General features: G+C 72.2%; 5 protein-coding genes. All 5 read right to left on the bottom strand.

Annotated features, from left to right (window positions below):
• On the bottom strand, positions 1-216 hold a 216-nt coding region (locus VN520_RS15710), incomplete at its 3' end, for a hypothetical protein (RefSeq protein WP_325747540.1).
• A 3-nt stretch (positions 217-219) separates the two neighbouring features.
• A complete protein-coding gene (locus VN520_RS15715) occupies positions 220-1,041 on the bottom strand; it encodes a 2,3,4,5-tetrahydropyridine-2,6-dicarboxylate N-succinyltransferase (RefSeq protein ID WP_325747541.1) in 822 nt (273 codons plus the stop codon).
• Positions 1,023-2,315 carry a diaminopimelate decarboxylase gene (locus tag VN520_RS15720; protein ID WP_325747542.1) on the bottom strand — a complete coding sequence of 431 codons (1,293 nt, stop codon included), beginning with the start codon at positions 2,313-2,315 and terminating at the stop codon, positions 1,023-1,025. The genes VN520_RS15715 and VN520_RS15720 overlap by 19 nt, the downstream gene beginning before the upstream one ends.
• A gap of 14 nt (positions 2,316-2,329) precedes the next feature.
• Positions 2,330-3,028: a class I SAM-dependent methyltransferase gene (locus VN520_RS15725; protein ID WP_325747543.1), complete on the bottom strand. Its 699-nt coding sequence runs from the start codon at positions 3,026-3,028 to the stop codon at positions 2,330-2,332.
• Between the two features lie 12 nt (positions 3,029-3,040).
• On the bottom strand, positions 3,041-4,417 hold the full coding sequence (locus tag VN520_RS15730; protein ID WP_325747544.1) for a hypothetical protein: 1,377 nt from the start codon (positions 4,415-4,417) through the stop codon (positions 3,041-3,043).
• Between the last annotated feature and the right edge of the window lie 51 nt (positions 4,418-4,468).

Here is a 4,468-nt window from a genome sequence, read left to right on the forward strand (position 1 = left end):
CAGCCACCCGGTGTACGCCGTGCGCAGGGCGGGCGTGCCGCCGGGCGGCGGGTAGCGGGTCCAGCCCTCGGGGTCGGCGAGCAGCGTGCCGTCGACGCCGCCCGTGCCGAGCCGGGACTCGCCCAGGTGGAGCTGGACGGGGACGAGGCCGGGCGGGGCGGGGACACCGTCGTTCAGTGCGCGCAGCCGGGCGAAGGCGCTGGCGAGGGGGCTCATGGGTCAGTCCCGCACCATGTCGTTCAGGGCCGTCTTGCCGCGGGTACGCCCGTCGGCGTACTTGATGATGACGGCGGCGTACGTGGCCAGGCCGGGGTGGGAGGGATCGGTCCGGGTGCCGGGGACGACGACGGCGTCCTCGGGGACCTCGCCGCGCGTCACCTCGCCGGTCGCGCGGTCCACGATCGGGGTGGAGGCGCCCAGGTAGACGCCCATGCCGATGACGGCGCCGCGCCGTACCCGTACTCCTTCGGCGATCTCGCTCCGGGCGCCGACGAAGACGTCGTCCTCGATGACGACGGGGCTGTCGCCGATCGGTTCGAGGACGCCGCCGAGTCCCACGCCGCCGGAGATGTGGCAGCGTTCCCCCACCTGGGCGCAGGAACCGACGGTCGCCCAGGTGTCGATCATCGTGCCGGCGCCGACGTAGGCGCCGATGTTGACGAAGGAGGGCATGAGGACGGCGCCCGGGGCGATGTGGGAGCCGCGCCGGACGACCGCGCCCGGCACCACCCGTATGCCGGCCTTCTCGAAGTCCGGCTCCTGCCAGTGCTCGAACTTCAGCGGGATCTTGTCGTAGCTCCTGGGGCGGCCCGGGCCGGCGTCGGCGAGGGCGTTCGTGCCGAGCGGGAAGGAGAGCAGGATCAGCTTCTTGACGAAGGGGTCGGCGGCCCAGGTGCCGTCGGCGGGGTTCGCGGCGCGCAGTTCACCGCGGTCCAGGGCGTCGAGTCCGGCCTCGACGTGCGGGGCGAGTTCGGCGAGCTCGGTCCCGGTCAGCGCGGCGCGGCGCCTCCAGGCGTCCTCGATCAGCGGTCGGGAGTACATGTGGGGCGCTCCTGTCGTGCGTGCGGTGCGGCGGGGAGGACGGACCCGGGGCTGCCGGGGACGGTACTGACGTAGTCGTCGTAGGTCTCGGCGCGGCGGATCTCGACGACGTCGCCGTCGCGGGTGAGCAGCAGTTCGGCGGGGCGCAGGCGGCCGTTGTAGGTGAAGCCCATCGCGTGGCCGTGCGCGCCGGTGTCGTGCACCAGGAGGACGTCGCCCTCGCGCGGATCGGCCAGCGGCCGGTCGACCGCGAACTTGTCCATGTTCTCGCAGAGCGAGCCGACGACGTCGTACGGCGCTTCGGCGCGGCCCTGCGCGAAGGGCAGGGTGATGTGGTGGTAGGCGCCGTAGAAGCCGGGCCGCATCAGCGCGGACATCGAGGCGTCCACGCCGACGACCTCGCGGCCCTTGCCGCACCGGTTGATGACGGTGGTCACCAGGACGCCGTGCGGGCCGGTGACGTAGCGGCCGCACTCCATGAGGACGCGGGGCGCGGAGCGGGGGAAGGCGGCACGGCGGGCGGCGAGGATGGCCTCGGCGTAGCGGCGGAAGTCGAAGGGCCGGTCCTCGGGGCGGTAGGGGATGCCGAGGCCGCCGCCCACGTTGACGTAGTCCAGCTGGATGCCGACGTCCGCGGCGATGCGCGCGCCGAGTTCGATGACGTCGGTGGCGGCGCGCGCGGCACGGTCGACGTCGAGTTCGTTGGCGCAGGTCATGCCGTGGATGCCGAACCGGCGGGCGCCGCGTGCCTTCGCCTCGCGGTAGGCGCCGGCCAGTTGGCCGACAGGCACGCCGAACTTGGTCGCCTGCGCGTCGCCCATCAAGCGGGAGCCGGCCGACAGTCCGTGCGGGGAGACGCGGAAGGCGACCGTGTCGGGCAGCGGGTCGCTGCGGTCCAGTGCGGTGAGGTCGTCGAAGGTGACCAGCGAGCCGGTTTTGCGGGCGAGTCCGAATTCTTGGCGGGTGGTGTTGTTGGAGGTGAACACGGTGTCGCCCGGCCCGGCGCCGAGGCTGCCCGCGAGTTCCAGCTCCACCGGGGAGGCGCAGTCCAGGCCGCTCCCCTCGGCCAGGAGCAGGGACAGGACGTGCGGGTTGGGCAGGGCCTTGACGGCGAAGTACTGCCGGTAGGGCTCGCCGGCGAAGGCGTCCGTCATGGCGCGGTAGGTGTCGGCGATGCCTGCGGCGTCGTAGAGGTGGAAGGGCGTTCCGTAGGCGGCCACCAGGTCCCCCAGGAGGGGACGCAGGCGCGCGGCGAAGGTGTCGGGGACGGGCACGGCTTCCTCCTCCGCTACGGGACGCGTGCGATGCAGATGGTGCGGTTGCGCATGCCGCTGATCGGGCGCAGGTAGGGGAAGTAGTAGTTCTCCACCCCGCGGTAGCCGCGTGCTTCGAGGCACTCGGCGAGGTAGTCCTTGGACAGGTACCAGAAGTCGGCGACGCGCTGGTGGGGGGCGAAGTGCGCCTCCCGGTCCTGCGGCGCGTCGTTGGAGAAGACCAGGTAGGCGCCGGACTCGGGGCGCAGGGCGGCCAGCTTGTCCAGGGCGGGCCCGGTCTCCCGGTCGGCGTCGAAGAGGTGGCCGAGGAAGCCGTCCGCGTAGATGATGTCGGCGCCCGCGACGTCGGAGGGACGCAGGGTGTAGTAGTCGGCGGCGAAGGCGTCGACGCCCTTCTGGCGCGCCAGTTGGACGGCCTCCTCGTTGAAGTCGATCCCCCGCACGGTCCGGCCGAGTCCGGCGATGACGCCCTCGACGGCGGCGTTGCCGCAGCCGAGCGAGAAGACGGACGCCCCCTCGTCGGTCAGGGAGAGCAGCTTGAGGGCCATGTGGGAGCGGTACTCGGGCACATAGGTGGACGGGGTGACCGAATCGTTGAACGCGCCGCCCTTCTCCCAGATGGCGTAGATGCTGTCGCCTTCGCCGCTGGTGGAGCGCTGCGCCGTGTAGTAGTCGCGCACCTGGTCCAGGTCCTGATTCGCTTCGGTGATCATCGTGTCTCGCTTTCAGCGGCCGGAGGTCGCGGCGGAGTGGAGGTGTTCCTGCGTGTACTCGACCGACCGGAAGGGCTCCGGGCGGAGGCGCTCGACGAATGCGGCGAGCGGGGCGGCCGTGGCCGGGCCGTAGCTGCGGTGCAGGTGGAGGGCCCGGTCGGCGTCGGTGGCCAGGAGCGTGTCGGCCAGGACACGGGCCAGCGAGCGCAGTCCCGCGAGGACGACCTGCGGCGTTCCCGTCAGGCGCGGGGTGCCGGTCAGGTCGAGGGCGCCGAGCTGGACGAAGTAGGACAGCTGGAGGAACATGCCGTCGCTGTCGGGGAAGTGGCCGAGCCCGCGGTCGGTGTAGCGCAGGCACTCGGCGAGGTAGTACGCGACGCAGTCGGCCGGGTCGATGTCCAGGCGGGGCGCCCAGACGTCGGTGAGGATGAGGATGCCGAAGACGTCGGCGGCGACCTCCTGGAGGACCACCGAGGCCCAGCGGTCGGCGGCGTTGAGGTCCTTGTACTCGGTGGCGGGCCGGTGCGCGAAGTGGCCGAGCTCGTGGCTGAGGACGCCCAGGGTGGGGATCGCGGCGAAGCGCGCGTGCGCCGGGTCGAACTCCACGCCGACGTCGAGGAAGTGCCGCGCCAGGGGTGCGGAGACCGTGTCGAGCAGGGCGCGGTGGGAGTTGGCGAAGTAGTACGTCTTCTTGAACGGCGAGTACTTCACGCCTTCGTCCTCGGGGAGGAAGTAGGCGATGTGCTTGGGGTGGAGGTTGCCCTCGCCGGCCATGAAGAACAGCTCTGCGGCGCCGAAGGCCGGCAGGTCGCCCAGGCGCAGGTCGGCGTGGAGGCCGCGCAGGTAGGCGGCCACTTCGTCGCGGTCGGCGAGGGCGTCGGTGACCAGCTGCTGGCGCGCCTCGTCGGCGCGGCAGGCGAAGGCCGTGGGAAGGCCCCGGACCTCCTTGCCGTACCAGGTGGAGACCTGGCCGGCGACGAGCGTGATCTGCTCCTGGAGGGAGGCCAGTTCGCGCAGGATGTCGTCGTCGTAGCCGTCCTGGACGGCGTTGGCACGCAGTTCCGCGGCCCGCCGGTCGGCTTCGCCCGGCAGGTGCTTGGCGACGTCGCGCACCGCCTCGGCGATCGCCATCGGGTCGTTGAAGCGGCGGCGGGCGGGGATACCGATCTCCTTGACCCGCTGCCACTCGGCTTCCACCGCGACGCGGACGTCCGCGAGGGCCCGGCGGAACCCGTCGCCGAGGTCGGGGGTGGCCCCGGCGAGGTCCAGACAGCCCAGGGCGTAGCTGTCCGCGGGGGGCCAGAAGGCGCTGCGGTGGGTGCGGTACGAGCCGGCCCTGGCGAGGTTGGACGGGTAGTCGAACCGGTCCGCCGTGGGGTTTTCAGGCATGGGATTTCCCGTTCTGGAATCGACTGCTGGTGGAGGTGGCGCAGCGACTGC

It is taken from the genome of Streptomyces sp. (assembly GCF_035563135.1).
In the GTDB taxonomy this organism is placed as follows: domain Bacteria; phylum Actinomycetota; class Actinomycetes; order Streptomycetales; family Streptomycetaceae; genus Streptomyces.

Excerpts from the sequence above, each read along its gene's own strand:
- VN520_RS15715 (WP_325747541.1), bottom strand. The coding sequence starts at position 1,041 with ATGTACTCCCGACCGCTGATCGAGGACGCCTGGAGGCGCCGCGCCGCG.
- VN520_RS15725 (WP_325747543.1), bottom strand. The coding sequence starts at position 3,028 with ATGATCACCGAAGCGAATCAGGACCTGGACCAGGTGCGCGACTACTAC.
- VN520_RS15730 (WP_325747544.1), bottom strand. The coding sequence starts at position 4,417 with ATGCCTGAAAACCCCACGGCGGACCGGTTCGACTACCCGTCCAACCTC.